This is a genomic window from Empedobacter sp. UBA7252 (genome assembly GCF_002472765.1).
GTDB classification, from domain to species: domain Bacteria; phylum Bacteroidota; class Bacteroidia; order Flavobacteriales; family Weeksellaceae; genus Empedobacter; species Empedobacter falsenii_B.
Genome location: NZ_DKSQ01000011.1, coordinates 45,034 through 71,468 on the forward strand (window position 1 = coordinate 45,034; position 26,435 = coordinate 71,468).

At 31.7% G+C, this 26,435-nt stretch carries 24 protein-coding genes and 2 tRNA genes; 20 read left to right on the forward strand and 6 right to left on the reverse strand.

What is annotated here, in order from left to right; all coding sequences use genetic code 11:
- Positions 1-103 precede the first annotated feature (103 nt).
- From B2X73_RS02555 to B2X73_RS02590, 8 genes are all read left to right on the forward strand, one after another.
- Entirely contained in the window at positions 104-898 is a 795-nt protein-coding gene (locus tag B2X73_RS02555; protein ID WP_125349622.1) for a hypothetical protein, read from the forward strand.
- An 85-nt stretch (positions 899-983) separates the two neighbouring features.
- Positions 984-3,518, forward strand: coding sequence for a type I DNA topoisomerase (gene topA / locus B2X73_RS02560; protein WP_291095634.1), 2,535 nt, complete (start codon positions 984-986; stop codon positions 3,516-3,518).
- Positions 3,519-3,520: 2 nt separating this feature from the next.
- A complete protein-coding gene (locus B2X73_RS02565; RefSeq protein ID WP_125349620.1) occupies positions 3,521-4,672 on the forward strand; it encodes an arginase family protein in 1,152 nt (383 codons plus the stop codon).
- Between the two features lie 108 nt (positions 4,673-4,780).
- On the forward strand, positions 4,781-6,220 hold the full coding sequence (gene gldK, locus B2X73_RS02570) for a gliding motility lipoprotein GldK (protein ID WP_409410973.1): 1,440 nt from the start codon (positions 4,781-4,783) through the stop codon (positions 6,218-6,220).
- A gap of 35 nt (positions 6,221-6,255) precedes the next feature.
- Complete coding sequence (gene gldL, locus B2X73_RS02575; RefSeq protein WP_221856103.1) at positions 6,256-6,927, forward strand: gliding motility protein GldL; 672 nt, start codon at positions 6,256-6,258, stop codon at positions 6,925-6,927.
- Positions 6,928-6,976: 49 nt separating this feature from the next.
- On the forward strand, positions 6,977-8,545 hold the full coding sequence (locus B2X73_RS02580; protein ID WP_221856101.1) for a GldM family protein: 1,569 nt from the start codon (positions 6,977-6,979) through the stop codon (positions 8,543-8,545).
- A gap of 23 nt (positions 8,546-8,568) precedes the next feature.
- Entirely contained in the window at positions 8,569-9,471 is a 903-nt protein-coding gene (gldN, locus tag B2X73_RS02585; protein WP_286494777.1) for a gliding motility protein GldN, read from the forward strand.
- A 76-nt stretch (positions 9,472-9,547) separates the two neighbouring features.
- Positions 9,548-9,931 carry a hypothetical protein gene (locus B2X73_RS02590; RefSeq protein WP_286494776.1) on the forward strand — a complete coding sequence of 128 codons (384 nt, stop codon included), beginning with the start codon at positions 9,548-9,550 and terminating at the stop codon, positions 9,929-9,931.
- A 114-nt stretch (positions 9,932-10,045) separates the two neighbouring features.
- On the opposite strand, the gene B2X73_RS02595 is transcribed toward B2X73_RS02590, so the two are convergent.
- Positions 10,046-11,098, reverse strand: coding sequence for an endonuclease/exonuclease/phosphatase family protein (locus tag B2X73_RS02595; RefSeq protein ID WP_286494775.1), 1,053 nt, complete (start codon positions 11,096-11,098; stop codon positions 10,046-10,048).
- Positions 11,099-11,171: 73 nt separating this feature from the next.
- On the opposite strand from B2X73_RS02595, the gene B2X73_RS02600 reads away from it, so the two are divergent.
- The gene (locus B2X73_RS02600) at positions 11,172-12,230 is read left to right on the forward strand and encodes an NAD(P)/FAD-dependent oxidoreductase (protein WP_291095638.1); all 1,059 of its coding nucleotides are present in this window, start codon (positions 11,172-11,174) and stop codon (positions 12,228-12,230) included.
- 11 nt (positions 12,231-12,241) lie between these two features.
- A complete protein-coding gene (locus B2X73_RS02605; RefSeq protein ID WP_115001691.1) occupies positions 12,242-12,703 on the forward strand; it encodes a hypothetical protein in 462 nt (153 codons plus the stop codon).
- 6 nt (positions 12,704-12,709) lie between these two features.
- Here the strand turns inward: B2X73_RS02605 and B2X73_RS02610 are convergent, their stop codons facing one another.
- Together B2X73_RS02610 and B2X73_RS02615 are read right to left on the reverse strand one after the other, a co-directional pair.
- The gene (locus B2X73_RS02610) at positions 12,710-12,931 is read right to left on the reverse strand and encodes a hypothetical protein (RefSeq protein ID WP_115001689.1); all 222 of its coding nucleotides are present in this window, start codon (positions 12,929-12,931) and stop codon (positions 12,710-12,712) included.
- 18 nt (positions 12,932-12,949) lie between these two features.
- Positions 12,950-13,270 carry a hypothetical protein gene (locus B2X73_RS02615; protein ID WP_115002126.1) on the reverse strand — a complete coding sequence of 107 codons (321 nt, stop codon included), beginning with the start codon at positions 13,268-13,270 and terminating at the stop codon, positions 12,950-12,952.
- A 107-nt stretch (positions 13,271-13,377) separates the two neighbouring features.
- Here B2X73_RS02615 and B2X73_RS02620 point away from each other — a divergent pair, with 107 nt between their 5' ends.
- The 4 genes from B2X73_RS02620 (at position 13,378) to B2X73_RS02635 (ending at position 16,198) form a co-directional block, all read left to right on the forward strand.
- Positions 13,378-15,294: an ABC-F family ATP-binding cassette domain-containing protein gene (locus B2X73_RS02620; protein WP_180905128.1), complete on the forward strand. Its 1,917-nt coding sequence runs from the start codon at positions 13,378-13,380 to the stop codon at positions 15,292-15,294.
- 74 nt (positions 15,295-15,368) lie between these two features.
- A complete protein-coding gene (locus tag B2X73_RS02625; RefSeq protein WP_115001685.1) occupies positions 15,369-15,848 on the forward strand; it encodes a DNA-deoxyinosine glycosylase in 480 nt (159 codons plus the stop codon).
- A 169-nt stretch (positions 15,849-16,017) separates the two neighbouring features.
- A tRNA-Gly gene (locus B2X73_RS02630) sits at positions 16,018-16,090 on the forward strand.
- 24 nt (positions 16,091-16,114) lie between these two features.
- Positions 16,115-16,198 (forward strand) — tRNA-Leu (locus B2X73_RS02635).
- Between the two features lie 123 nt (positions 16,199-16,321).
- On the opposite strand, the gene rho is transcribed toward B2X73_RS02635, so the two are convergent.
- Positions 16,322-17,959: a transcription termination factor Rho gene (rho, locus tag B2X73_RS02640; RefSeq protein ID WP_115001683.1), complete on the reverse strand. Its 1,638-nt coding sequence runs from the start codon at positions 17,957-17,959 to the stop codon at positions 16,322-16,324.
- Positions 17,960-18,134: 175 nt separating this feature from the next.
- Between rho and B2X73_RS02645 the strand changes: the two genes are divergently transcribed.
- The 4 genes from B2X73_RS02645 to B2X73_RS02660 all read left to right on the forward strand — a co-directional run bounded on the left by B2X73_RS02645 (position 18,135) and on the right by B2X73_RS02660 (position 23,119).
- Positions 18,135-18,548: a DUF4293 domain-containing protein gene (locus tag B2X73_RS02645; protein ID WP_038332961.1), complete on the forward strand. Its 414-nt coding sequence runs from the start codon at positions 18,135-18,137 to the stop codon at positions 18,546-18,548.
- 262 nt (positions 18,549-18,810) lie between these two features.
- Positions 18,811-20,997 carry a glutamine synthetase III gene (locus tag B2X73_RS02650; RefSeq protein ID WP_291047146.1) on the forward strand — a complete coding sequence of 729 codons (2,187 nt, stop codon included), beginning with the start codon at positions 18,811-18,813 and terminating at the stop codon, positions 20,995-20,997.
- Between the two features lie 106 nt (positions 20,998-21,103).
- Positions 21,104-22,195 (forward strand): peptide chain release factor 1, encoded by a 1,092-nt coding sequence (gene prfA / locus B2X73_RS02655; protein ID WP_115001678.1) that lies wholly within the window; start codon positions 21,104-21,106, stop codon positions 22,193-22,195.
- A 270-nt stretch (positions 22,196-22,465) separates the two neighbouring features.
- Positions 22,466-23,119, forward strand: coding sequence for a phosphoribosylanthranilate isomerase (locus B2X73_RS02660; RefSeq protein ID WP_291064623.1), 654 nt, complete (start codon positions 22,466-22,468; stop codon positions 23,117-23,119).
- Positions 23,120-23,168: 49 nt separating this feature from the next.
- On the opposite strand, the gene B2X73_RS02665 is transcribed toward B2X73_RS02660, so the two are convergent.
- Together B2X73_RS02665 and B2X73_RS02670 are read right to left on the reverse strand one after the other, a co-directional pair.
- Entirely contained in the window at positions 23,169-23,579 is a 411-nt protein-coding gene (locus tag B2X73_RS02665) for a hypothetical protein (protein ID WP_286494769.1), read from the reverse strand.
- Between the two features lie 29 nt (positions 23,580-23,608).
- Positions 23,609-24,088: a WapI family immunity protein gene (locus tag B2X73_RS02670; RefSeq protein WP_286494768.1), complete on the reverse strand. Its 480-nt coding sequence runs from the start codon at positions 24,086-24,088 to the stop codon at positions 23,609-23,611.
- Between the two features lie 352 nt (positions 24,089-24,440).
- Here B2X73_RS02670 and B2X73_RS02675 point away from each other — a divergent pair, with 352 nt between their 5' ends.
- Together B2X73_RS02675 and B2X73_RS02680 are read left to right on the forward strand one after the other, a co-directional pair.
- Positions 24,441-25,124, forward strand: coding sequence for a DUF6261 family protein (locus tag B2X73_RS02675; RefSeq protein WP_286494767.1), 684 nt, complete (start codon positions 24,441-24,443; stop codon positions 25,122-25,124).
- A gap of 149 nt (positions 25,125-25,273) precedes the next feature.
- A complete protein-coding gene (locus B2X73_RS02680; protein WP_180905119.1) occupies positions 25,274-26,380 on the forward strand; it encodes a TlpA disulfide reductase family protein in 1,107 nt (368 codons plus the stop codon).
- Positions 26,381-26,435: the final 55 nt, after the last annotated feature.

The window sequence follows — 26,435 nt, forward strand, 5'->3', positions numbered from 1 at the left end:
CGTGCAAAAATAATAAATCTATGTGACATATTGGCAGTAAAATTTTCTTTTGCATTTTATTAACATTTTGTAGATTTGAGGAAATCTAAAAAAATATAAAACTATGGATGATAGAATTAGACAAAGAATAGAAGAAATTAAACAACGAGGAGTAAATATAAACGTTGGCGATATTTTTTCAAAATCATGGGAAATTTTTTCAGGAATCGCTTTATATGCAATTCTTGCAATTGTAATAACATTCGCAATTAGTTTCATGATTAATTTCTTCTTAGGATTAATCATTTCAGCACCAACTATGGTTATTAATGATCCATCTGATTTAAATGAAGTGTTTGCAGAAGCATCATCTCCTTTAGCGTGGGTGAGTAATATTGTTAGTATTGTAGTTGCAGCAGCTTTAGCACCGATTACAGTAAGTATTTTGACAATGGCTAAAAAATTTAATAAACATCAAAATCCTGATTTTTCAGATTTGTTTGTTCATTATAAAGATGGAAAATTTGGTGTGATTTTTACAACATATTTAGCTGTTCAATTTTTAGGATTCATAGGTATTTTATTATGTATTGTACCTGGATTTATTTTCTATGTTACATCAATACTAGCAATTCCTTTTGTATTGTTTACAAGTTTTACTACAACGGAAGCTATAAAATCAAGTGTAAGTATTTTATTTAAAAACTTCGGATCAGCATTTGTTTTTTGTTTGGCTTGTTTTGGAGTTGCAATTTTAGGCGTACTTGCTTGTGGAGTTGGATTATTAGTAGCAATGCCTCTAATTTATATTGCTACATATGTTTTATATGAAACAGTTATAGGAACAGAAGACAATGAACAATCAGAAATAGACCAAATAGGAACAGATATTTACAAGGATAATCCTTACATGAAATAGACAAAATTATGAAGCAGTTGAAAATCATTTTTGGCTGCTTCATTTTTTTGTTATTAATTTTGCAGAAATTTTTTAAGAAAACAATATGTCTAAAAATCTCGTTATTGTTGAGTCCCCAGCAAAAGCTAAAACCATTCAAGTTTTTTTAGGTGATGATTTTATCGTGGAATCAAGTTTTGGTCACGTGGTCGATTTACCAAAGAAAGGAATGGGAATCGAAATCGAGAATCATTATAAGCCAATATACGAAGTAACACCTGATAAAAAGGAGGTTGTAAGTAAACTGAAAAAATTGTCTTCGAAAGCCCAAACAATTTGGTTAGCATCCGATGAGGACCGCGAAGGAGAAGCAATTTCTTGGCATTTGTATCACGTTCTTGGATTAGAAAAGAAAGATACAAAACGTATTGTTTTTAATGAAATTACAAAAAAAGCGATTCAACGTGCGGTAGAAAATCCACGTCAAATTGATGAGAATTTGGTTGATGCACAACAAGCTCGTCGTGTTTTGGACAGATTAGTTGGTTTCGAAATGTCGCCAATTTTATGGAAAAAAATCAAACCAGGCTTATCTGCAGGTCGTGTTCAATCAGTTTCTGTTCGATTAATTGTTGAACGTGAAAAAGAAATTCAAAATTTTGTTCCAGTTTCGTCATATAAATTCATTGCAATTTTCGAAACAAATGAGGGAAGAACATTAAAAGCAGTTTTAACAAAAGAATTTTCTACGTTAAAAGAAGCCGAAGATTTCTTAGAAACATGTGTTGGAGCAGATTTTAAAGTAAATGATTTACAAAAGAAACCAGCAAAGCGTACACCTTCAGCACCATTTACAACATCAACTTTGCAACAAGAAGCATCTCGTAAATTAGGTTTTTCAGTTTCAAGAACGATGCGTGTCGCACAACAATTATACGAATCTGGACATATCACATATATGAGAACAGATAGTGTGAATTTGTCTGATGATGCATTAACAGCAGTAAAAGCTGAGATAGAATCTGCTTACGGAAACAAATATGTTGAGATAAGAAAATATAAAAACAAAAATTCATCTGCACAAGAAGCGCACGAAGCGATTCGTCCAACGCATTTCGAAAATCATTCAATAAATGCAGACGATTCTATGCGAAAATTGTACGAATTAATTTGGAAACGTACAGTTGCTTCTCAAATGGCAAATGCAGAATTGGAACGAACTATTATTGATATTGATAACAACAAAAACAACTTTATTTTCCAAGCGAAAGGAGAAGTAATTGTGTTTGATGGTTTCTTAAAAGTATATCAAGAATCGTTTGACGACGAAGATGCTGATGATGATAAAGTATTATTACCAAGTGTAAAAGTAAATGAGCAATTGAAAGCAGATGAAATAAACGGTACTGAACGTTTTTCTCGTCCTTCGGCTCGTTATACAGAAGCATCTTTGGTAAAAAAATTAGAAGAATTAGGAATTGGTCGTCCATCAACTTATGCGCCAACGATTTCTACAATCCAGAATAGAGGCTATGTGGAAGTTGGGGAATTGGATGGTCAAGAACGAAAATATAATACCTTAACGCTAATCGATAATCAAATCAAAAAAGTTCAACAAAAAGAAATTTTTGGAGCTGATCGTCGCAAATTAATGCCAACTGATATCGGAATTGTGGTAAATGATTTCTTGGTTGATTATTTTACGAATGTGATGGATTACGATTTTACAGCGCGTGTCGAAAATAGTTTTGATGATATTGCGGAAGGTAAATTGAATTGGACAAAAATGATTGATGAATTTTATACGAAATTTCATCATGTTGTAGAAGATGTTCAAGAAAATGCTGATCGTGCAACTGGAGAACGCGAATTAGGAATTGATCCTGTATCGGGTAAAAAAGTGCATGCACGTATTGGACGTTTTGGGCCAATGATTCAGATTGGTGAAGCAGAAGATGAAGAAAAACCTCGCTTTGCAAGTCTTCAAAAACATCAATCTATTCATAATATTACCTTAGAAGAGGCAATGAAATTGTTCGAATTACCAAAAACTTTAGGTGAGTATAAAGCGCACGAAGTAGAAGTGAATATTGGACGTTTTGGACCTTATGTGAAATTTGATGATAAATATATTTCGATTCCGAAAGAGGAAGATCCAATGGATTTATCATTTGATCGTGCAGTAGAATTAATCGAAGAAAAATTAAAAGCTGATGCACCGATTGCACAATACGAAGGGTATGATGTAACAAAAGGAAAAGGACGTTTTGGACCATTTATCAAATGGAATGAATGGTTTATTAATGTTCCGAAAAAATACGATTTCGATCATTTATCTCAAGCTGATATTATCGAATTGATTGAAGATAAAAAACGTAAAGAATCTGAACGTGTTGTTCGCGAATGGTCAGAACAGGAAATTCGATTAGAGAAAGCGCGTTGGGGACGTTATAATTTGATTCAAGGAAAAATAAAAGTTGAGTTATCGAAAGAGACGAATCCAGAAGCGTTGACTTTGGCTGAGGTTGAAAAATTAATAGAAGCTGCGAAACCTAAAAAGAAAGCAGTGACTAAAAAAGCGCCTGCAAAAAAGACAACTGCGAAGAAAACGACAACTAAAAAAACAACGACTAAAAAGTAATAATGTACAACGACTTTTTAAAACCCGTTTCTGAAGAATTACAAGATTTTGCTAAATCTTGTAATTCTTTTGCGTTAGGACAAGCTATAAAATTTCGCGAAGATGTTATCGAAAGCGATGAAAAATCGAACGATAAAATTGCGATTATTGGTGTGACAGAATCTCGTTCGAAACAAAAAGATTTGATCGAAGATGTAGATTTTAGCCTTGTTCGTACACAATTGTACGAATTGCAAATGGGAAATTGGTCGATAGATTTGTACGATTTTGGCGATGTTGTTTATTATGATGATAAAGCCGAAACCGAAAAAGTTTTTAGAGAAGTTACCAACGGATTAATTCGTGATGGATATGTTGTTGTTATTTTGGGTGGAAACCCAAGTTTAGGTTATCAACAATATCGTGCTTATGACGAAATTGTTGATAAAGTTTATTACTTAACAATCGATCATAAATTACGATTAGGAAAAGATGAAGCACAAACAACAGAAAATAATTATTTAACAAAAATTATTTCGAATGAGCCTTTCAATTTATTGGATTATACGAATATCGGTTTTCAAACGTATTTTGTTGCTCAAGAAAAATTAGATTTGTTAGATCAGTTAAATTTTGATGCTGTTCGTTTGGGTGTGATTTCTGAAAATGTAAAAGAAATAGAACCTTATTCGAGAGATGCAAATGCGGCTTTGCTTAATTTATCGAGTTTACAAGGTTCGGATTTCTCTTCTTCAAAAAATATGACGCCAAATGGATTTACTTCACGCGAAATTTGTGCTTTAACAAGATATTTAGGTTTCAGCAATAAATTGACTTCACTTTACGTTTGTGATTATATCGAAAATTATAAAAAATTAGATCATCTATTAATTTCGCAGATGATTTGGTATTTTATTGATGGAAAAAATCACCGTCCAGAGATAAAAAGTTTTGAGGATACACAATATTTTGAGAAAATTTTTGTTCCTACAGAAGGATACAATTATATTTTTTACCGAAATATATTAACCAATCAATTGTGGATAGAAGTTGATAACACTGTTGATGGAGAGCGAAAATTTGAAATTATTCCGTGTTCAGAAAAAGATTATGAGCAAGCCTTGAATGGAGAAATACCGAATAGGTGGTGGAAATATTTCAAAAAATTTTATTAAAAAATAAAGAACAATTTTAAAAATCAATTAATAAATTGCCTTAATTTGTAGCCTTATTAATTGAGAACTAAAAGTATAAAACCTGTATAAAAATAAATCTATAACAGAATGAATAGAATTTTGGTAAGTGCATTGTTGCTATCTCTTTCTTTATCATCATGTAAAATGTTGAAGAACAGAGGGAGTAGTGATAGAAATGATGGACAAATAGTTTCGAAAACATCTTCGGCTTGGACGCCAGTTCGTCCAAAAGGAATGGTTCCGATTCCGAGTGGATCGTTTGTTTTAGGACAAACCGATTACGATTTTACAAAAACAAATGATGCTCCAGTAAAAACGGTTACTGTTACAGGTTTCTTTATGGATGATACAGAGATTACAAACTCTGAGTATCAGTATTTTGTAAATTATGTAAAAGATTCTATCGCTCGTACTGCTTTGGCAAACAAGGCAGAAACTTTAGGTTTTGACCCTATGAATCCAAATAATGGAGCAGGAGGTATTGGTGATTATGCATATATTTCTGGTTCACAAGATGGACAAGGGACGCCATATGATGAATATATTAAAAACAGTAATACAGGTCGTGATGGTCAATCTTTAGATGGTAAGAAATTAAATTGGAAACAGCGTTTGGAGTGGGATAAATACAAATATCCAGATGTAGATTATGCTGAGGTTATAGAAGGATTATATTATCCTCCAGAAGAGCGTATGAATGGAGAAAGACGTATTGATACGCGTAAATTAAACTATTCTTATGTGACAGTTGATCAAACTGCTGCAGCAAAAAAACGTGGTACTTTCCGTGTAGATTTTCGTAAAGAATTTAGTTTAAACATTTATCCTGATACAACAGTTTGGGTAAGAGATTTCAACTATTCGTACAATGATCCAATGCACCAAGACTATTTTTGGCATAAAGCTTATGCAAATTATCCTGTTGTAGGTGTTAACTGGAATCAAGCAACAGCTTTTTGTGATTTCCGCACAAGATATCATAACACAGCATTGAATAATAAAAAGAAAAGAGGAAGTCAAGTAAAAGTTATTAGTTACCGTTTACCAACAGAAATTGAGTGGGAATACGCAGCGAAAGGTGGTTTAGAAAATGCACCTTATCCTTGGGGAGGTCCTTATTTAACAGATGATAGAGGTTGTTATCTAGCGAACTTCAAACCAAAACGTGGAGATTATTTAGAAATCAACGATGGTAAGAAAACAGGTTATATGTATACAGCTCCTGTAAAAACATTCAAAGCGAATGGATACGGATTGTATGATATGGCTGGTAACGTAGCTGAGTGGACAAGTTCTCCTTACAACAGATCATCTTACACAATGTCTTCATCACTTAATCCGTCAATTACAATGTCTGGAGAAGTAAACAGAAGTGTTAGAGGAGGATCTTGGAAAGATGTTGGATACTTATTGATGGTATCATCTCGCGATTGGGAACACAAAGATTCTGCAAGAAGTTTCATCGGATTCCGTACAGTACAATCTTTCCCAGAAGGATCAAAAGTAAATTTTAGAAAAACCAAATAACCTATTAATAAAATAATTTAATAAAAAGCACTCTTATGGCAGTACAAGCTTCAAAACAAGAACGTCTTACAAATTTTTTGTATAATTTCTTTGCCGCAGTAGTAATTATCGGGGCATTATGTAAAATTACACATACGAATATAGGACCAATATCAGCCAATTTAATCTTAACAGTAGGTTTAGTAGCTGAAGCAATCGTCTTCTTATATTCAGCATTCTTCGATAAACCAGAAGGAAGCTACGAATGGGAAAAAGCTTATCCAGAATTATTAACTGGAGAGCCAGTACAAAGAAAAACTGCTGCTGTTGCAACTGCAGGAAATAATTTAACTGCAGAATTAGACAAAGTATTAGCAGATGCTAAATTAGATAAAGAAGTTTTCGAAAGATTACGTGGTTCTTTAGATAAATTTGGTTCAGCTGTTAACGAATTAAACACAACAACATCTGCTGTCGCTTCAACAGAACAATATAGCAACGAAATTGCAAAAGCATCAACTAACATCAGCCAATTAAACGCTGTTTATGCTGAGCAAATTGTTAATAGCCAAAAACAAGTAGAATTAAATAAACAATTTATCGAAGAAATGCAAAAATCTTCAGGTAGTTCAGAGCAATTCTTGAAAGAAATGCAAGAGCTTTCTGCAAACATTAATGCATTAAACAAAGTATACGGAGGTATGCTTTCTGCAATGAAAAATAACTAATCGTTGTACGATAAATTAAACTAATTATTCATTAATTCTATAAATTATTATGGCAGGAGGTGGTAGACTAACCGGACGTCAGAAGATGATCAACCTGATGTATCTCGTGTTCATTGCAATGATGGCTTTGAACGTGGATCGTGAGGTGTTGAGATCTTTCGAAACGATAAATACATCTTTAGAGTCAACAACGACTTTAACGAAAACAAATAACGATACCTTCTATGGTCAAATTGATCTAAAAGCGAAGGATGATCCAACTTATGCAAAAACTCAAGCAGATGCTGCAGAAGTTAAAAAACAAACAAATGATTTTGTTGCTTATATCGATGGATTGAAAAAAGAATTAGCTGGTGCTGATTTTGTTTCAGGATCAGAAGATACAGATTACAATGCATTGTCTAATACAGAGCCTGTAGTTTCTTTATTCTTTAAAGGAAAAGGAGGAGACAAAGGAAATGAGAAAGCACAAGAGTTTACAAATAAAATTGATGGGTTCAGAAATTTCTTAATGACTTTTGCTAAACAAAGTCCAGATGCTAAAAATGCTGAAGCGCGTATCAATGAATTTTTTGGAACAACTCCAAAAACGAAAAATCAAAGCTGGATGCAAGAGAAATTCTATGACCAACCAATGGTTGCGTCATTAACGAATTTATCTAAAATGCAAATGGATGCACGTACAGAAGAAGGTAACTTAGTAAGAGCATTATTATCTGGTAAATTAGAAGAAAAAATTGAGTTGGATGCATTCCAAGGTTTATTCTTATCGCCAGGTGTTGTGAAAGTCGGAGATGAAGCTGTTCTTAATGTAGTTTTAGGAGCTTACGATAATTCAATCAAAGGTTCTGTTTCTACAAGTGTTGGTTCTGCTACTGTTGTTGATGGTAAAGCATCTATTAAGTTGAATACATCTGCAGTTGGTATGCATCAATTAACAGGTAACATTACATACGTATCGAATGGAAAAACGAAAACGGTAGCCATAGCACCTTCAACTTATCAAGTTGTAGCCCAAACATCAGATGTTAAATTTAAAGAGGTTATTCAAAAAGACCCAACAGGAGGGTCTATTGTTGCAGATAATTTACGTGTAGTTTATCGTGGAGTATCTAATCCAATTTCAGCAACAATTAACGGTGCAAACGGACCTGTTAGTTTAAGTGCTTCTTCTGGAAGTCCTTCTGGAGCGGGAGCTAACAAATGGAATTATACGCCTGGAGGAGGAAACGAAGTGGTGTTTACGGCATCTGCAAGAGCAAGTTCTGGTAAAACATTATCGGTTCGCGAAACATTCCGTATCAAACCAGTTCCACCGGCACGTGGTGTTATTTTAGGAAATACAAGTCCAGCTATTCCAGATAATGGAATCGCAGCACAAACAATTCGTGTAGATTGGCCAGATTTCTTATTCCCAATTTCGGGTGAAGTAACATCTTTCAATGTAAGAGTACCAGGTCAAGCAACAGTACGTGTTTCTGGAAATAAAATGTCAGGAGCAGCTGGAGCAATTTCTAAAGCGAAAAAAGGTGATGTAATTGGTGTTTTCGATATTAAATATCGTACAAATTCAGGAGCAACTGGAGAAGCATCATCTATCGCAATTCAAGTACAATAATTTAAAAAGTAAAAATTTAAAATATGAAGTATCTTTTGTTTGGTTTAATGAGTTTTTTCTCAACTCTTACAATGGCGCAAAATGTTCTTAACGCTGTTTCGCCAGAACAGTTAAGAAAAGACCGCGAAAATAAAACAAGAGTTGATGAAGCTGGAGATACAGTAAGTACGGCTCAAGATCCTTTGAAATATGGCTTTATCGAAGATAAAGATGTTTTATGGTCGAAAGTTGTATGGGAAGTAATTGATTTGAATGAGCGTCTAAATCAACCTTATTATAGATCTGGTGATGAGTTAGTGCAAAATTCAAAATCATTATATGATGTATTGGTTGACGGAGTTCGTAGCAAAAAGATTAGAGAAGTTTACGACGATGAGTACTTTCAAACTAAAATGAGTTATGAGCAAATTATGGCTCGTAATGAGAAGAAAGATACACAACAGTATTACTACGATATGAAAGCTGCTGGAGAAACTCCTGACGAAGCTGCTATTTTTAATTATAAAATTAAATCTGACGATATCAAAATGGTAAAAACGAAAGGTCTATGGTACATCGACCGTCGTTTAGGAGAATTAAAATATCGTTTGTTAGGTTTAGCAATTATGGGACCTGATGCGCAATCGTTAGGAACTGAGTTTGCTGACGGAGCTTTCGTAGATTTATTCTGGATTTGGTATCCAGATGCTCGTAATGTTTTGGTGAATGCAACGGTATTCAATCCAAGTAATTCAAATTCGGCAATTACATATGATGAGATGTTAAATGCACGTAGATTTAGTTCTATTATTTACAAAGCTCAAACAATGTATGGAACGAAAATGATTGATGATTACATTCCAAATGATGCGAAAGGTCAATTAGAAGAACATCACAAAATTAGAAATTCTATCATTCAGTCAGAAGCTGATATGTGGAATTACTAATCAGAATACAAAACAAAAAATCCAGTCATTTGACTAGATTTTTTGTTATAACTTTAGTTCAAATTAAATAAAAGCCATGAAAAATATTTTATTATTATCATTACTAATAATATCAATTAATAGTTTTGGACAACAAGAAGTTTTAACGAACTCTATTAAAAAAACAACAACAAAATTAGACAAAAGCTCAGATAGAAAAACTTTAAAAGAGTTTGTAGAGAGTATTTACATTAATTCATTAAATACTTTTGAAGGAGAGAAACTATTGATAAACACTGATGAGCTTAGTGTACAAGTAAAAAGAAACTCAGGTAAATTTGAATCGATGAAATTGAAAGATTTGAATGATATTTCTGTAGGTCAATTAAAATCTTTTGAGTATAAAAAAGATAAAACAATCGAAGCTCTTTACGGAAGAAGAGGCGAATTATTTGGAATGGTTATGATAGAATTAAAATAGAAAAAATCCAGTCATCGACTGGATTTTATTGTTTATGTATTTATAAGAATTTAACTTTCTAAAATCTAAAATCTAAAATCTAAAATCTAAAATCTAAAATCTAAAATCTAAAATCTAATTCGCATCTCCTTTTTCAATTCCTTCCTCTATTTTTTCTTCAACTTCTGCCTTTTCTTCATGGTCCAATTTCATTTCTCCCGAATCATCATCACTACGTAAAACAACTTGAATACTGATAGGAAAATGATCTGAGCCAATATTTGGTTCTCGTATCATATCAATTAATCGAAATTGAGAACTCAAAAAATAATGATCCAAAGGCCAACGTAAGAACCAATGATGCGCATGAAAAGTATTGAACATTCCACGACCACGACGAGGATCTAAAAGTTGCGAAGTTTTCAAAAATAAACGTGTTGTTCTGCTCCACGCAACATCATTCAAATCTCCAAAAACAATGCACGCTTTTCTATATTCTTTCGCTTGTTTTCCTATAATCAAAATCTCAGCATCGCGTTCAGCACTTTCTTCATTTTCTTGCGGAACTGGCGGAGTTGGATGTAAACCATACAAACGCACAATTTGATTATTATATTCGATATCAGCAATAATTGAAGGGATTTCTGTGCTGATTAAATAATTAATTTTTTGGTATTTTATAGGTAATTTAGAGTAAAACAATAATCCATAAGTATTTTCTAACGGAACTTCTATTTTGTACTCAAAATCGTTTGTAGCTTCTTTTATTTGTTCCATCCATTCGTTGTTCGTTTCTAATAAAAAAACGATATCAGGATTTCTTTTCTTAATTAATTCAACCAAATTTTGATATTTCGTATTGTCTTGCAAAACATTATAAACAAGTAAATCAAGCGGTTTTTCATTTGGTTTTAAGGATACTTGTTCAATCATTTTTTTACCAAATGGAGAATAAGGAATAATGACCCAAAGCAAATAAATCGCAGTAAAAATTAAACAAATAAATAAACTTATTGTAATTGAAGTTTTAGGCACAACAATGAATAAAATACAAGTAGCAATTACCAAAACAAATTTCTGAAATCGTGGATAATCAAAAACTCTAACCGTCCAATGTGTATGTTTGATGAAAGGAATAATGACTGAAAGGATAATGAGGCAAGAAATTATGGTATAGAATATTTGCATAAAATGGTTGATTTTAAGAATAAAGATAAGTAAAACCGAAACATTATTTACCTTTGTAATCAAATTTTAGAAATTGAAAAAAGTAGAATATATCATCGTTGGTCAAGGTGTTGCAGGGAGTTGTATGGCGATGAAATTGTTGAAAGAAAAAAAATCTTTTGTGATAATTGATAATCATTTTCATAAAGCATCGGCGATTGCTGCTGGAATTTTTAATCCTGTTGTGCTAAAACGTTTTTCAATTGTTTGGAATGCGACAAAACAAATTGAAAGATTGCGCGAAGTTTTTGGTGATTTCGAACAATTATTAAACAAAAAATATATCTACAATTTTCCAGTTTATAGAATTTTTAATGACGAACAAGAGAAAAAAACGTGGTTGAAAAAAGCGACAACTCATCCAGATTTGATTGATTATTTAGCAACTGATACAGAACAATTGAATGATTTTTCTTCAATAAATTCTCCGATAGGTTCTGGCGAAGTTTTGCATACAGGCCGTGTTGATTTGACAAATCTTTTGGCTGATTTTAAAAATTATTTAGTCAAAAATGATTTGTTTCTTGATGAAACTTTTGATTTTAATGAATTAAAATTAGAGGATAATCAAACGAGCTATAAAAAAATCGAAGCAACTAAAATAATTTTTGCCGAAGGTTATAATATTTTGAACAATCCTTATTTCAAAAATTTACCTATAATTGGTGTAAAAGGCGAAGTGTTGAGAATTAAAACAGAAGCTAATTTACCTGAAGCAGTTGTGAAAGGAAAAGAATTTTTGATGCCTTTAGAAAATAATCAATATTTTGTAGGCGCAACTTACGATCGTGATCATGTGAATTATGAAAATACTGAGGATGCAAAACAATATTTGGTTGAAGGTGTTCAGAATTTTTTTAAAGATGATTTTGAAGTTGTGGAACAACATGCGTCAATTCGTCCAACGGTTGTGGATCGTCGTCCAATTATAGGAGCGCATCCAACGCATCAACAATTGATTTGTCTAAATGGAATGGGAACGCGTGGGACAATGTTAGCGCCTGTGATGGTGGATGATTTGTACGATTTTTTAGAAAATAATCAACTAATTGACAAAGAAGCGAACATTGCACGTTTCTATGATCGATTTTAAACCTATTTTGAATGAAAAAATTTGACATAAAAATATTTGCAATTCAACTTGTAGCAAGCGTTTTGTTATTTTTAGGAATTCAACAATTTTACGTCTTGGCTGAATTAGATTTGATTGAATTAATTCATTCAATGGGAAAAGATAATTTTGCCTTTTTGGTTAGAAAAAGTGACGAATTCGGAATCAGCGAAAAACTGAAACATTTAGCTACAATGAAAACAATTTTGAGTTTTGTAGGTATTGTTTTGGCGTATATTTTATGTTCAGTAATTAATCATAAACGCAATTACGATTGGAAAATGTCTGTAATTATAGTAGTATTGTGTTTTTTAGTTTTTCAATTCAGATTAATGAACCTTCCAATTAATTTTATTGCAACCAAAAATCTCGCATTGGCTTATTTTGTGCCAGCAACTTTTTCGATTTTAATCAGTTTTGTATTGTATTTTTTGAGTTATCGTTTAAAACCTTAAAAAAAATCAATGCAAAATTCTACAATTAGCATTAATATTTTTAGCTTCTTTTATAAAAGTTAAAGCTAATTGTTCATCGTTAACATCAATTGTTATTGAATGTCCATCTAATAATTTGTCAACATTACTTTTAGCAACTTTTAATGATATTTTTAGTAAGTCAATTTGTAGATGTGTTAAAGTGACTTTTTGAAATCCTTCATTCCAGCCATCAAATATTATCTTCATAAGTGATTTTAAATATTGTTAAAAATAGAAATGAATACTTGTTTTAAGTTCTAATGCTTTATGAAATATATTAATAATATTTTCACATTCAGGATATGTTTTCTTCAATTGATTATAAGTGTTTTCAATTAAAACTAAATTATTAATTTTTTCGTCTTCATAATCGTCAATTATTGAATTACAAGTTTGATTAATTAAATCAAAAACACCTTTCTTCCATAAAATATTAAATTCTGATTCATTTAACCTAATTTCGATTAATTCGTTTGGAGAAGCTGTATCATAATCTAATTTTAATTCAGCTTCTTTATTAATAGGAACAATAATAATTTTACTCATAATCATTAATTGAAAGGTGATTGTTATTTTTAAAACACTTTCACAATATACTACTTATAGTTTTGAGATAAGTTTTCATCTAACAAAAAACATTGTATTTTTGCAAAATGTTATTAGTACAAAATTTAGGAGTTTATTTTGCGGGTAGATATTTATTCGAAAACGTTTCGTTCCGCATCAACAAAGGAAACCGTGTTGGTTTGGTAGGGAAAAATGGAGCAGGAAAATCTACTTTGCTTAAAATTTTAGCCAAAAGTCAGCAATCTTCAGAAGGTGAAGTTGTTTACGAAGGCGACGTTACAATCGGATATTTATCGCAAGATATTGATTTTGTACAAGGAAGAACGGTTTGGCAAGAAGCGGATTCTGCTTTTGAGCAATTGGTTGAAATTCAAGAACGTATTGATTTTGTAAACAAAGAATTAGCTGAAAGAACAGATTACGAATCGGACGAATATGGAAAATTAATTGAAGATATTTCTCATTTAACAGAACGTTTCGGACTTTTAGGTGGTTACACAAAAGATGCTGAAATCGAACAAATTTTAATTGGTTTAGGATTCAAAAATTCAGATTTTCATCGCCCAACAGAAGAATTTTCTGGAGGTTGGAGAATGCGAATTGAATTGGCAAAACTATTGTTGCAAAAACATGATGTAATGCTTTTAGATGAGCCTACCAACCATTTGGATATCGATTCGATTGTTTGGTTAGAAGATTTCTTGAAAGATTATCCTGGAGCTGTTGTGTTGGTTTCGCACGACCGTCAATTTTTGGATAACGTAACTAATCGTACAATCGAAATTGCAAATCGCCACATTTCTGATTTTAAAGCGAATTATACGCGTTATTTAGAATTGCGTGAAGATCGTCGCGAAAAATTAGAGCAAGCACAGAAGAATCAAGAGCAAATGATTAAGCACACGGAAGATTTAATTTCAAAATTCCGTGCAAAAGCTAATAAAGCTTCGATGGCGCAATCATTAATCAAAAAATTAGATAAAATAGAACGCATCGAAATTGAAAATGATGATGTAACGAAAATGAATATCCGTTTTGTGGATGCTGTTCAGCCAGGTAAAATTATTTTCGAGTTAGATGATGTAGGTGTTGCTTTTGGTGATCATCAAGTTTTTGATCATGTTTCTTTTTATGTTAATCGAGGAGAAAAAGTAGCTTTTGTTGGTCAAAATGGTCAAGGAAAAACGACTTTATCGCGTGCGATTATCAACGAACAAGAGCATTCAGGCAAAATAAAACATGGACATAATGTAGAAATCGGATATTTTGCCCAAAATCAAGCACATGTTTTGAATGATAAATTAACGGTTTTAGAAGAAGCAGAAAATTCTGCAACAGAAGAAACACGTAAACATGTTCGCGATTATTTAGGTGCATTTATGTTTGGTGGTGATGCTGTTGAGAAAAAAGTTTCGGTTCTTTCGGGAGGTGAGCGAAATCGTTTGGCGTTGTGTAAATTATTGTTACGTCCATTCAATGTATTAATCATGGATGAGCCAACGAACCACTTGGATATTGTATCAAAAGAATTGTTGAAAAAAGCTTTACAAAAATATTCTGGAACTTTGATTTTAGTATCTCATGACCGTGAATTTTTAGAAGGTTTAGTAGATAAAGTGTTCGATTTCCGTAATGGTCAAGTGAAAGAATATCTTTCTGGAATTGATGATTATTTGGCGCAAATAAAAGCGGGAAGTTTCCGTGAAGTGGAGAAAGGAAATAGTTTGGCTGCACGAAAAGAAGAGAAACCGATTGAGGTTAAAATAGAACAAGCGAAAAGAGTTTTATCTTTTGAGGAAGAGAAAGAGCAAAAACGTCTTAAAAATAGATTGTCAAGAATAGAAACGGAGATTTCTGATTTAGAGACGAAGATTGCCGATTTAGAAAATAAGTTGCATGCAGGTTCGCAAACGCAACAAGAATTAGATAAATACTCGAATCTGAAAAATGATTTAGACAAAAAAATGTTAGAGTGGGAGGAGGTTTCTGAACAAATTATCTAATGATAGAAATAGAAAAAAAAGTGCTACAAACTGTAGCACTTTTTTTGTACATTATATTTTTAGAATAAAACAAAATGCATAAACAATCATTTGCTGCAATTATATCAGAACTACCAAAAACATTAATTCTTGGCTCTTTACCTGGTGATTTATCGTTAGAAGTCAATCAATATTATGGACATCCGCGTAATCGATTTTGGAAAATGATGTTTGAGATTTTTGAGACAGAATTTTCAGAAGATTATGAAATAAGAAAACAACTTATTTTACAGAATAAGTTTGCGCTTTGGGATGTTGCACATTCTGCTGACAGAAAGGGAAGCATGGATGTGGATATGAAAAATGTTTTGCCAAATCAGATTGATGAATTGTTGAATGAATATCCTACAATTGATAAAATAATTTTCAATGGAAAGAAATCAGAACAATTATTTTGGAAATATTTTGATGAAAAAACATCTATTGAGTATATTTCTTTGCCAAGTACAAGTCCAGCTAATGCTCAATTTTCTTACGAACGATTGCTTAAAATCTGGAAAAATGCAATTATTTAAGATGAATTTTTAATGTTCAAAATAATTTAATCAAAAAAAAGTAAAATTATTTTAGTACTTAAAAATATTATGATGAGAAACTTAGCTTTTAATGTAAAATAATTATGAAAAAAATGTTTCCTAAAAGTTTTGTAATTAAAAAAGCTGTTCTATATTTGCACTCACAATCGCGGGAATAGCTCAATTGGTAGAGCGTCAGCCTTCCAAGCTGAATGTTGCGGGTTCGAGTCCCGTTTCCCGCTCTAACTTCTTTCTTAGAAGTGGATGCCTTGGTGGTGGAATTGGTAGACACGCAGGACTTAAAATCCTGTGTCCATTAGGACGTGCGGGTTCAAGTCCCGCCTGAGGTACAACAAAGCTCAAGAATTTATTTTCTTGAGCTTTTTTTGTTATATATTTTTTTCATAAAATAGATTTAAAAAAAACCACCTAAACAACTTTAGATGGTTTTTAAAATTATAAGTTGTAATAAATTACTTATTCATTGAGATTAAAAACTCTTCGTTAGAGCGTGTATGTTTGATACGATCGTGTAAGAATTCCATCGCTTCTACAGGATTCATATCCGATAAATGGTTGCGAAGAACCCACATTAATTGTTGTGTTTTGTCGTCTAATAACAAATCGTCTTTACGCGTAGAAGAACTTACTAAGTCAATTGCAGGGAAAATACGTTTGTTCGAAATCTTACGATCCAATTGTAACTCCATATTACCTGTTCCTTTAAATTCTTCGAAAATAACTTCATCCATTTTAGAACCTGTATCAATCAATGCAGTTGCAATAATTGTTAAAGAACCTCCATTTTCGATGTTACGAGCAGCTCCAAAGAAACGTTTTGGTTTGTGTAATGCATTTGCATCAACACCACCCGATAACACTTTACCAGAAGCTGGCGAAACTGTATTGTAAGCACGAGCCAAACGCGTAATAGAATCTAAAAGAATCACAACATCGTGTCCACATTCTACCATACGTTTTGCCTTCTCTAAAACGATATTTGCAACTTTTACATGGCGATTTGCTTCCTCATCAAACGTAGATGCAATAACCTCTCCGTTTACCGAACGTTTCATATCTGTTACCTCTTCCGGACGCTCATCGATTAATAAAACAATCAAATAAACTTCTGGATGATTTTGCGCAATTCCATTCGCAATATCTTTCAATAACGTTGTTTTACCCGTTTTTGGTGGCGCCACAATCATCCCACGTTGACCTTTACCTATTGGTGTAAATAAGTCAATTACGCGATTTGATAAAGATTTAGAATTACTTAAATTGAATTTCTCGTTAGGGAAAAGTGGAGTTAAATGCTCAAAAGCGATACGATCACGTACATAATCTGGCGTACGACCGTTGATTTCTTTAATTTTGATTAAAGGAAAATATTTTTCACCTTCTTTTGGAGGACGAACCTCTCCTGTAATTGTATCTCCCGTTTTTAATCCAAATAATCTAATTTGAGATTGAGAAACATACACATCATCAGGCGAAGACAAATAATTAAAATCAGAAGAACGTAAAAAACCATAATTATTATCTGGTAAAATCTCTAAAACACCTTCAGTTTCAATAATTCCGTCAAATTCATAATTCGCAGCGCGATATTTATTTTTTTGATTTTGATTATTGTGGTGATTATTTTGTTGAGATTGATCGTTTTGATTACGATTATCAGATTGATTATTTTTCTTCTGATTATTTTGATTATTCTTTTTCAGATCTTGGCTTTTGTTCGCTCGTTCCTGAAATTTATTAACGCGAGGATTATTTTCTTCCTTTTTTTCTGTTTCGGTAGAAGTATTTTCAACTTTTTCAGTTTTTACTTCTTCTGCAACAGCCTCTTTTTGTTGAACTTCTCCTTCCGAATTTTGAACTCGTTTGCGTTTCGGTTTCTTATCTTCTGTAGGTAGATTTTCAGCTTTATCTTTTTTAGCAGGTTTTGTTTCAGCTTTTTCTTCAACCTTTGGTTGGCTGTTGATAAAACCTAAAACTGCGTCTAACAATTCGCCTTTTTTTAATTTCTTATACCCATCGATTTTCAGTTGCTCTGCAACTTGTTGTAAATCTGGTAATTTGAATGATTTTAATTCTTCGATATCAAACATAATCCTATAATGAAGGTATTAATGTGTTTATATTTTTTTTATTCAATAAAGTAATTGGGAATCATAACAATAGAATTGTTATAAAGCGTATAAATTTGAGATTTATTAATGCAATAGTACGAATAATTATAAAAACTCAAAAAGTTTTTTTACATTTGTATTCGAAATTTAAGAAATGATTCAAAGAAAGCAAAGTATATATTTATTCTTAAGTGGAATAATTTCGAGTATATTCGCCATGAATTTTGATAAGCTGTTTGATATTCCATTAAATTGGTTACAAAATCCGGAGAAAGGAGATTACATTTTTTCGTTAGCCTTTTTCTCATCAGCTTTAATTTCATTTTTAACCATTATGTTTTTCAAAAAACGTAAGTTACAGATTAGCTTAGGATGGTTAAACATTATTTTGAATGTTTTATTAATTGGTTCTTTTGTATATTGTCTATTAACATTACCTGGAGAAGGAAATTCTGAGAAAGGTATTTGGGCATTAGTTCCTTTAGCTTCGATTGTGCTTCTGTCAATTGCCAATCGTTTGATTAAGAAGGATGATGATCTTGTAAAATCAGTAGACCGTTTCAGATAGACCAAAAACTTTTTATATTATGAGTGTCTAAAAGCAGTTTCAAGCAATTGAAACTGCTTTTTTCGTTTAAATAAGTTTATTCGAATGTTAAATAAAAATTAATTTTACACTGATGTTTTGAAAATCTAAACTAAAATAAAGGGGTATTGAATTTATTTGTAATGAAATTATAATTTAACCCCTAAAAAAATAGGGGTGTTTTTATTTTATGTTTAATTTTTATTTATTTTTGCATCATAAAACAACACAAAGTAATTTTCTTATGACATCATTTCGTTTTGAAGCACTAAAAGCCGCAAGCAATCGCAAACCGGTAGCTGTTCCTGAATTAGGGAAAAAATCAGAAATTTTTGGAAGCAATGTTTTCAATGACAAAGCAATGCGTCAACATTTAACTTCAGAAGCTTATAAAGCCGTTCGTTCTGCAATGGATTATGGTACTAAAATCGACCGTAAAATGGCAGATTTTGTTGCTTTAGGAATGAAAGAATGGGCGATGAGCAAAGGTGTAACACATTATACACACTGGTTTCAGCCATTAACAGGAACAACAGCAGAAAAACATGATGCTTTTTTCGAAACTTCATTTGATGGAGCAGATCCTGTAGAAAAATTTAGTGGATCATTATTAGTTCAACAAGAGCCAGATGCATCTTCTTTTCCAAATGGAGGAATTCGTAATACATTCGAAGCACGTGGATATACAGCTTGGGATCCAACCTCACCAGCATTTATTTTTGGAACAACTTTATGCATTCCGACAGTATTTGTTTCGTACACAGGAGAAGCTCTAGATAATAAAACACCTTTGTTAAGAGCGCTTTTATCAATTGATGAAGCAGCTACAGAAGTAGCGAAGTTCTTCGATAAAAATGTGAAGAAAGTAACTCCGACTTTAGGTTGGGAACAAGAATATTTTTTAATTGATGATGCTTTAGCGGCTTCTCGTCCAGATATTTTACAAACTGGTAGAACGTTGTTAGGACATGTTTCTGCAAAAGGTCAACAATTAGAAGATCATTATTTTGGTTCGATTCCTACGCGTGTTTTAAATTATATGCGCGATTTAGAAAACGAATGTATGTTGTTGGGAATTCCTGTAAAAACTCGTCACAACGAAGTAGCACCTAATCAATTTGAGTTAGCGCCAATTTTCGAGGAAACGAATTTAGCAGTTGACCACAACTCATTGTTAATGGATGTGATGCAAAAAGTTGGTGAGCGTCATCATTTTAAAGTATTATTCCACGAAAAACCATTCAAAGGAGTTAACGGATCTGGAAAACACAATAACTGGTCGTTAGCAACAGATACTGGAGTTAATTTATTAGCGCCAGGAAAAACACCAAACAGCAATTTACAGTTTTTAACGTTCTTTATTAATACCATCAAAGCAGTTTCAATTTATGAGGAATTGTTACGTGCTTCTATCGCTTCTGCTTCTAATGACCACCGTTTAGGAGCGAATGAAGCGCCACCAGCAATTATTTCGATCTTTATTGGTCAACAATTGACAAAAGTATTGGAAGAATTAGAAGGTGTTTCGACAGGGAAATTATCTCCTGAAGAAAAAACTGATTTAAAATTAAACGTTGTTGGAAAAATTCCAGATGTTTTATTAGACAATACAGATAGAAACAGAACTTCTCCATTTGCTTTTACAGGAAATAAATTCGAGTTCCGTGCTGTAGGATCGACTGCAAACTGTGCAAATGCAATGACAACGTTGAATGCAATTGTAGCAAAACAATTGATCGATTTCAAAAAAGAAGTTGATGCGTTGATTGAAACAGGTTTGAAAAAAGATGAAGCAATTTTCAATGTTTTACGTGAATATATTAAAGAAACAAAGAATATATTATTCGAAGGTGACGGATACAGCAAAGAATGGGAAGAAGAAGCGGCTCGTAGAGGATTGTCAAATCACAAAACAACTCCATCTGCTTTAAAAGCAAAAGTTTCTCAAAAATCATTGGATTTATTCTCGGAACTTAATGTAATGAACAACACAGAAGTTGAAGCGCGTTACGAAATCGAATTAGAAGATTACATCAAGAAAATTCAGATTGAAGGTCGTGTTTTAGGTGATATTGTGAGAAATCATATTATTCCGACAGCTTTCAAATATCAAAACATATTGATCAAAAACATTAAAGGATTCAAAGATATTTTTGGAGATGATTATGAAGAATATGCAGGCGAGCAATTAATTATTTTGAAGAAAATTTCGATGCATGTAAACGAATTAAACGCAAAATTGCACTTAATGATGGATGCACGTAAAGAAGCAAATGTGGTTGAATCTTTAGAAGAAAGAGCACATGCTTATTGTAACAAAGTAAAACCATATTATGATGAAATTCGTTACCATGCTGATAAGTTAGAATTAATGGTCGATAACGAATTCTGGGTTTTAACAAAATACAGAGAATTATTATTTACGAGATAATATTTTTAACAATAAATTACAAAACCGATGAGAAATCATCGGTTTTTTTTATTCAAATTTTCTGAATCCCTTGAGTTATTGTATCTTTGCAATCCAATAAAAGTATATGGCAGATTTAGGTCTATTAGATAAATTAAGAGCAATCAAACAACGTTTCGATGAGGTGGCAGATTTAATCATCCAACCAGATATCGTAACAGATCAAACTCGTTATGCGAAATTAAACAAAGAATATTCTGATTTGAAAGACTTTGTTGAAATGCAAAAACAATACGAAAACTTAATCAATGTAATTGAGGAAGCAGACGAAATTATTCAAGATGGTTCTGATGCTGAAATGGTTGAGTTAGCTAAAATAGAAAAAGACGAAGCAATCAATGCGATTCCACCTTTAGAGGAAGAAATCAAAATGATGTTGATTCCAAAAGATCCAGAAGATGAGAAAAACATCATTGTCGAGTTACGTTCTGGAACAGGAGGAGATGAGGCAGCGATTTTCGTAGAAGATATTTACCGTATGTATTCGATGTATTTCAAAGAAAAAGGATGGAAACACGAAGTATTAAATACTTCTGAAGCATCTGGAAAAGGATACAAAGAGTTGGTAATGCAAGTAGAAGGAAATGCAGTGTACGGAACAATGAAATACGAATCAGGTGTTCACCGTGTACAACGTGTTCCTGAAACAGAATCGCAAGGACGTGTGCATACATCGGCGATTACGGTTGCGGTTTTACCAGAAGCAGAGGAGGTTGATGTAGTGATTAATCCAGCAGATTTGGAGTATCAAACAGCTCGTTCATCTGGTGCGGGAGGACAAAATGTAAATAAAGTTGAAACGAAAGTTCAATTAACGCACAAACCTTCTGGAATTGTAATTGTTTGTCAAGAAGCGCGTTCTCAACATAAGAACCGTGAAAAAGCCTTACAATTATTACGTACAAAATTGTATGAAATCGAGTTCGAGAAAAAACATTCAGAACGTTCTGCTCAACGTAAATCATTAGTTTCGACTGGTGACCGTTCTGCTAAAATTCGTACATACAACTATCCGCAAGGACGTGTAACAGATCACCGTATCAACAAATCAATTTATAATTTGGATAACTTTATGAATGGAGATATTCAAGAAATGATTGATGCATTGAAAATGGCAGAAAATGCAGAAAAATTAAAAGGTTCGGAAGAAGATTTCTAAAATCAATTCTAAATCTTAGATCATACAAAACACTTCAAGAAATTGAGGTGTTTTTTTATATTTAATTCGTTGTTCATTTTGATAATTTTATCAAAAAAAAACGTCTGTTCGAGTGGAATTCTGTAAGAATTTTGTATCGAGAATAGTTTTTTAATGATAAAATTCTATTCTCGATACAATTTTTATTCACTCTGTTTCTAAAAATCACTCGAATTGACGAATTTTTAATTAAAATGAATAATAGGTATATTTAAAAGTAAAATCAATAATATGATGAAAACAAGAGTTAAGATTTGTTGTATTAGTAGCAAAGAAGAAGCACAACAAGCAATAAAATATGGAGCAAATGGATTGGGTTTGGTGGGTAATATGCCAAGCGGACCTGGAGTAATTGGTGATGATTTAATCAAAGATATTACTAAAATTATTCCACCAACATTAGCTTCGTTTTTATTAACAAGTGAAACAACAGCAGAAACAATTATTCACCATTATAAAAAAGTTTATACAAATACAATTCAGTTAGTAGATGAGCTGAAAAACGAAGAATATCAAATTTTGAGAAACGAATTACCTTGGGTAAAGTTGGTACAAGTGATTCATGTGATTGATGAAAATTCGGTAACGGAAGCGGTAGAGAAATCTCAGTTTGTAGACGCTATTTTGTTGGATAGCGGAAATCCTAACTTACAAGTAAAAGAACTGGGAGGGACAGGGCGCACGCACAATTGGGCGATTAGCAAAAAAATTAGAGAAGAAATTAACATTCCTCTATTTTTGGCTGGCGGTCTTCATCCTGATAATATTCGTGAAGCGATTGATGTTGTTCAGCCTTTTGGCGTAGATATTTGTAGCGGTGTAAGAACTGATGGAAAATTAGACGAAAAGAAATTAGACGCTTTTTTTAGAGCGGTTAATGGTTAGAAAAATAAAATCCTTGTCAAAGTTTTGAATCTTGACAAGGATTTTTTTTCTAATTTTCTTTGTCGCTTGAGTCTAAAAGGAATTTGTAAACCGTTTTATCTCCATTACTAGTTATTCTTATAATATTGATAGTATCTTTTCTTTTTTTACTATGGAATTTAATATCTCCAATTCTCAAATTGTAAAATCTCATTGAATCGGATAAATCATTATGATTTAATAATTTTCTTTCATTTAATTTTTTTAAGCTCGATGATTGAATATAAATTGAATCATTTGGATTTACATTTCCTATTTTAATCTGTTTGATTAAGTACGTACAAAATACATTTAATTTTAAATCATTTTTGTCAGAAATTTCTTTATATGAGTGAGAATGTGGAGCTCCTGTAATTGCTAAAAAGCAAGAGTTTAAAGTTAAAATAATTAAAATAAAGAAAAGAAAATTGAATATTTTCATATTAGAATACTGTTTAGTCTTATTTTTTATTATAATACATCGTATTTATTAGATATATTAAAATCACCAATTATTGGAAATGCTTTGGTAATTTGATTGAGTTGGTTAATTATATCTTTAAGAAAAGTTTGGTCAAAATCAATATCAAAAGTTAGATTCGCAGAATATATACCCGATTTATCATTACACTCAATACTTGCTCTTAATTTACCAGAACCATCTCCTGAAATATCAATTTTACAATATTTTTCTAAATCAGAAAATATTACTTTTCCATCTAATTTATTATATAAAATTGCGAGCTTTTGTTTAAAATCTTCAAAAGTTATTGTTAGAATTTCAGCTGAATATTTACCTTGAAATGCTCCTCCTTTAACCTCAATATAACAATTAATCCAATTATTATCATAATCAATTTCTGAGTTATAGTTTATTAGATTTTTTGTCGAAATTCTTATAAAATTTCCTTGACTTTTTATTTCAAAAAATAGATTTTCTGTTGAGTTCATTCAGTGTAATGTTTGGAAAGCTTGTATATAACTAATTTCTTGTAAATATAATTGTTTCTAAAATTACATTCGTCTAAAACAAGTCTGTTTGTAATAAACGTAAGATTACATTCATCTAAAACAAGTCTGTTTATAATAAATGTAAGGTTACATTCATCTAAAACAAGTCTGTTTGTAATAAATGTAAGGTTACATTCATCTAAAACAAGTCTGTTTGTAATAAATGTAAGATTACATTCATCTAAAACAAGTTTGTTTGTAATATCTGTAAGGTTATATTGATTAATAATATATTGACTATATTTATAAAACATTAAAAATAAATGAATTATAAACACTTAATTAACCTGTTATGAAAATTAATTTACAAAAATTATCGACAAAAAATCTGGCGACATTAGCGCAGCGAACTATCAACTCTTCTCAAGCCGGAAATTACACCATTGTAGAGAACCACCCTTTGTTGCTGTCGCTTATTGCGAGTTATCAAAACTACGACACGGTATACACAAAGTTGACCTATAGCGGAAAAGGAAAAGAGGTGGCGACAGCGGATAAAGAGAGAGATGTTGCATTTAGTAACATGAAGGCTTTCTTGAATGGTTATCGTAAATTGACTTCTGTCGCGAACTATCAAGATGCGGAAGCTTTGTACAAAGTTTTCCAAATGTTTGGACTGGATTTAGACAGATTGAGTTATTCTGCCGAAACAGCTCAATTGAAGAAGCTTATCGAAGAATTAGAAAAGCCAGATAATACATTGCGTATTATTAACTTATCGCTTGTATCAGCTTTTGATGATTTGAAAACAAAACATACCGATTTTGAGATATTATTTGCGCAACAAGCAGAGGCTAATGCAGATCTTCGTCAAATATCGAGTGCGTCATCTTCTCGAAAAGAATTGGAACAAGTACTGCGATCTTACCTCAATCTAATTACAGCAATGAAAGATGTACCGGATTGGTCTAATTTGTACCACGATTTGAATGAGATTGTGAAAGCAGCAAGAAATAGTGTGTTGCCTGCAAGTTGAACAAGTAAACAAACGAGCCGAAATTGTAAAAATACTAAACGTTAATTATTGAATAATAAAACCTCCACCCAAATTGCTTGGGTGGAGGTTTTTTTGAGATGATTTTTCGAAATATTTAATTAGATTTATAAATAATTAACTACATAATAATGACTAAACTATTAACACTAATTATCTTATTTGTTTTTACAAACTTATTTGCTCAAAAACAATTTACTATTTCTGGAAAACTTGATGGATTTGATGAAAATGCATTGGTCAAAATAAGTATTAATAATGCTCCTATTGATAGTGTCGTATTAGTTAAAGGGGGTTATAAATTAGAAGGAAAATTAAAAGAGGTTCCATCTTCGGTTTATATTACAGTCAAAAATGGAAAAGATTATCATTCTGCACTTCTTTTTATTGGTAATGAAAAAATTACACTAAATGCCACAAAAAAAGATTTTCCTTATGATGTAAAAACTTCTGGATCTGAGTATGACGAGATGAGGTATAAATATGCTCAGTTTGATAAAGATTATACGATAAAACGACGAGAATTTTTAACTGATATGATGTCGCTTCGTGAACAAAATAAATGGAATGATAGTTTACAAAAAGCATACTGGGGTAAAGTAGAACCTTATGGTAAAATAACTGCATTAGATAATGAATTTGCAAAGAATAGTCTTCAATTTTATCAAGATAATATAAATTCATACTATACACTTTCATTAGTTAATTCATACAAGACAGAATTGTCAAAAGAAGTTTTAATTGATTTGATGAATAAGTTAGAATCTAAATATAAAAAATCAGCCTATTACAAATCTATCATGACAGATATTAATACAGAAAAGTTAAATATTGGCGACAGTTATATAGATTTTATGGCGTATAATCAATCAAATAAAAAAGTTAATTTTTCAGATTATTTCAAAGGAAAATATGTGTTATTAGATTTTACAACTTTTTATTGTGGATTCTCTTTAGAATCTATTCCTGTTTTAGATCAAATAAAGACTAATAATCTTGATAAGTTAGAAATTGTAAGTTTCTATGTAGATAAAGAAGAAATTGGTTATAAAAACTTTCTTTTAAAACATGCAGAAGATTGGATTTCGCTTTGGGATAAAGAAGGTAGAACAGGAGGTACTTATACAAAATACAAGATTATCGGTACACCAACTTTTTATCTTTTTAATCCAGAAGGAAAACTTATTCTAGCAGATTTTGGATTAGATGAAAAGAAAATTACAGAATCAATCAAATAAAAAAAATCCATCCCAATAAATTGAGATAGATTTTACATTTATAAAAAACTGAAAA

What these genes read in the sequence shown, in the direction of transcription:
- B2X73_RS02555 (WP_125349622.1), top strand. Translation starts at nt 104, where the DNA reads ATGGATGATAGAATTAGACAAAGAATAGAAGAAATTAAACAACGAGGA.
- prfA (WP_115001678.1), top strand. Translation starts at nt 21,104, where the DNA reads ATGGCAGATTTAGGTCTATTAGATAAATTAAGAGCAATCAAACAACGT.
- rho (WP_115001683.1), bottom strand. Translation starts at nt 17,959, where the DNA reads ATGTTTGATATCGAAGAATTAAAATCATTCAAATTACCAGATTTACAA.
- B2X73_RS02650 (WP_291047146.1), top strand. Translation starts at nt 18,811, where the DNA reads ATGACATCATTTCGTTTTGAAGCACTAAAAGCCGCAAGCAATCGCAAA.
- B2X73_RS02665 (WP_286494769.1), bottom strand. Translation starts at nt 23,579, where the DNA reads ATGAAAATATTCAATTTTCTTTTCTTTATTTTAATTATTTTAACTTTA.
- gldL (WP_221856103.1), top strand. Translation starts at nt 6,256, where the DNA reads ATGGCAGTACAAGCTTCAAAACAAGAACGTCTTACAAATTTTTTGTAT.
- gldN (WP_286494777.1), top strand. Translation starts at nt 8,569, where the DNA reads ATGAAGTATCTTTTGTTTGGTTTAATGAGTTTTTTCTCAACTCTTACA.
- topA (WP_291095634.1), top strand. Translation starts at nt 984, where the DNA reads ATGTCTAAAAATCTCGTTATTGTTGAGTCCCCAGCAAAAGCTAAAACC.
- B2X73_RS02590 (WP_286494776.1), top strand. Translation starts at nt 9,548, where the DNA reads ATGAAAAATATTTTATTATTATCATTACTAATAATATCAATTAATAGT.
- B2X73_RS02565 (WP_125349620.1), top strand. Translation starts at nt 3,521, where the DNA reads ATGTACAACGACTTTTTAAAACCCGTTTCTGAAGAATTACAAGATTTT.
- B2X73_RS02580 (WP_221856101.1), top strand. Translation starts at nt 6,977, where the DNA reads ATGGCAGGAGGTGGTAGACTAACCGGACGTCAGAAGATGATCAACCTG.
- B2X73_RS02610 (WP_115001689.1), bottom strand. Translation starts at nt 12,931, where the DNA reads ATGAAGATAATATTTGATGGCTGGAATGAAGGATTTCAAAAAGTCACT.
- B2X73_RS02595 (WP_286494775.1), bottom strand. Translation starts at nt 11,098, where the DNA reads ATGCAAATATTCTATACCATAATTTCTTGCCTCATTATCCTTTCAGTC.
- B2X73_RS02620 (WP_180905128.1), top strand. Translation starts at nt 13,378, where the DNA reads ATGTTATTAGTACAAAATTTAGGAGTTTATTTTGCGGGTAGATATTTA.
- B2X73_RS02605 (WP_115001691.1), top strand. Translation starts at nt 12,242, where the DNA reads ATGAAAAAATTTGACATAAAAATATTTGCAATTCAACTTGTAGCAAGC.
- B2X73_RS02670 (WP_286494768.1), bottom strand. Translation starts at nt 24,088, where the DNA reads ATGAACTCAACAGAAAATCTATTTTTTGAAATAAAAAGTCAAGGAAAT.
- B2X73_RS02660 (WP_291064623.1), top strand. Translation starts at nt 22,466, where the DNA reads ATGATGAAAACAAGAGTTAAGATTTGTTGTATTAGTAGCAAAGAAGAA.
- B2X73_RS02645 (WP_038332961.1), top strand. Translation starts at nt 18,135, where the DNA reads ATGATTCAAAGAAAGCAAAGTATATATTTATTCTTAAGTGGAATAATT.
- B2X73_RS02680 (WP_180905119.1), top strand. Translation starts at nt 25,274, where the DNA reads ATGACTAAACTATTAACACTAATTATCTTATTTGTTTTTACAAACTTA.
- gldK (WP_409410973.1), top strand. Translation starts at nt 4,781, where the DNA reads ATGAATAGAATTTTGGTAAGTGCATTGTTGCTATCTCTTTCTTTATCA.
- B2X73_RS02675 (WP_286494767.1), top strand. Translation starts at nt 24,441, where the DNA reads ATGAAAATTAATTTACAAAAATTATCGACAAAAAATCTGGCGACATTA.
- B2X73_RS02625 (WP_115001685.1), top strand. Translation starts at nt 15,369, where the DNA reads ATGCATAAACAATCATTTGCTGCAATTATATCAGAACTACCAAAAACA.
- B2X73_RS02615 (WP_115002126.1), bottom strand. Translation starts at nt 13,270, where the DNA reads ATGAGTAAAATTATTATTGTTCCTATTAATAAAGAAGCTGAATTAAAA.